The sequence below is a fragment of the Loktanella fryxellensis genome (genome assembly GCF_900110065.1).
GTDB lineage: Bacteria > Pseudomonadota > Alphaproteobacteria > Rhodobacterales > Rhodobacteraceae > Loktanella > Loktanella fryxellensis.
On sequence record NZ_FOCI01000066.1, the window covers coordinates 1 to 1,540 of the forward strand.

Sequence of the window (1,540 nt, forward strand, 5' to 3'; positions counted from 1 at the left end):
AGTGGCACGCTACAACGGTGCGAAATACTTACTCCAGGCTTAGTTCAGCGTGAATCGTAAATGACAATTTCGGGTTAAGCCTAAGACAGTTTTCCCTCCACTTTCGCCAATGGTTCCGCACCATCCGCCTTGACTGAAAAATAGGCTTTGAGTGTGTCCGCCGCTTGGCATGTAAGCGACGCGGTTCCCGCTGGCGCTGTATAAATTCATAACGCCACTGTCACTAAACACATAATACCCTAGAAATAGGTTGTCCTCAGAGATAATCCTATTTTCACCGTTTATCCCATTGGCATAATTTCCTGCGCTGTTGGCATAGTTGCCAGGACTGTTAGCGTAATTACCCTCAGAGTTTTCGTAGTTTCCTGAACTGTTAGCGTAGTTGCCAGGGCTGTTGACATAGTTGCCTGAACTCAGGTCATATGACAGGCTGTCAGGATTAATGAGGATAGCAAGTATGTCTGCGGTGGCCACTTGTGGCAGCGCGAGAAACGCTAACAAATATGCGATAAGGCCTTTGTATTTCATAGTTCCCCCTCGATTGCGCTCCAACCTGGCGCATTGGCGAGGCTATCTGCCAGCGCTGCGCGTTCATCTGCGATTGTTTCAGCCTTACCTTCTCGGCGCACTGCGCGGCCCACACGCGTTCGCTCCAGCTCCTTTTGCGCCTCGATCAGCTCAGGCAGGTCTTTGCGGCCCCAAGTCAGCTTTACAGCAGTAATCTTGCGCCCCTTTTTTATCGGGATATAGCCCATTCTAAAACCGGCAAGGTGATTGATTTCAGCTACGGCACGGTCCAGCACGAACCGGCGCAAGTCAGGCCATCGGGAAAACTTGCCTTCCTCTAAGCCAAGGATATGCCGCAGATCATCCATCTCGAAAGTCTCAGATGTTTTTCGTAGGCCAGCTCGTAGTGATAGCAGCAGGTACAGGCGCAGCGAAAACTTGCTTTCAAAGGACAAAACGGCACGGCGCGACACAGCGGCCCAGTGGGTGCTGTCACCAATCACCTGGCGCAGTGTTTTAGAAAACTCAAATCTGACTTCTGCGGCAGCGGTTTCTTCGGTTTCACGCTCCACATCCGCGAGGATCGGGCCGGACTTTGTGTAGGGTCGATCACCGGCCACTTGGACGGACACGGTTGTGCTGTGCAGCTCGGCAATCGCTTCAAACAGATCATCAGCAGATCGGTGGAAGGTTTCATTCAATGCAGCCAAAGGAACGCAGTGCTGCTTATCAGCGGCCACGTCTATTCCAGCCTCTTGCACGAGCAGACAGAACAGCTTTGCAGCTCTTAGGCTGAGCTGATTGCCCGACTTAAAGCGCAGATCCACAACCTCGCCTGCGGCCACGATTGCGTCCGCGTTATCCAAGTGCATCCGCACGGCGTCCAGAGTCGTTGCCTTCTTTGCCATGTGTGATCTCTATCTGTGAGTGCTCACATTTGTCAACTCACACCGCCCGCGATTGCTCACAGTAGCACCCGCGATTGCTCACATTTGACCCGCGATTGCTCACACTACACCCGCGATTGCTCACA

Annotated in this window: 2 protein-coding genes; both read right to left on the reverse strand. The window is 52.6% G+C overall.

The genetic code is table 11. The features are described 5' to 3' along the window. Positions 1-39: 39 nt before the first annotated feature. A complete protein-coding gene (locus BMX16_RS17460) occupies positions 40-528 on the reverse strand; it encodes a hypothetical protein (protein ID WP_143058099.1) in 489 nt (162 codons plus the stop codon). Then, complete coding sequence (locus BMX16_RS17180; protein ID WP_089906005.1) at positions 525-1,415, reverse strand: replication initiation protein; 891 nt, start codon at positions 1,413-1,415, stop codon at positions 525-527. The genes BMX16_RS17460 and BMX16_RS17180 overlap by 4 nt, the downstream gene beginning before the upstream one ends. Between the last annotated feature and the right edge of the window lie 125 nt (positions 1,416-1,540).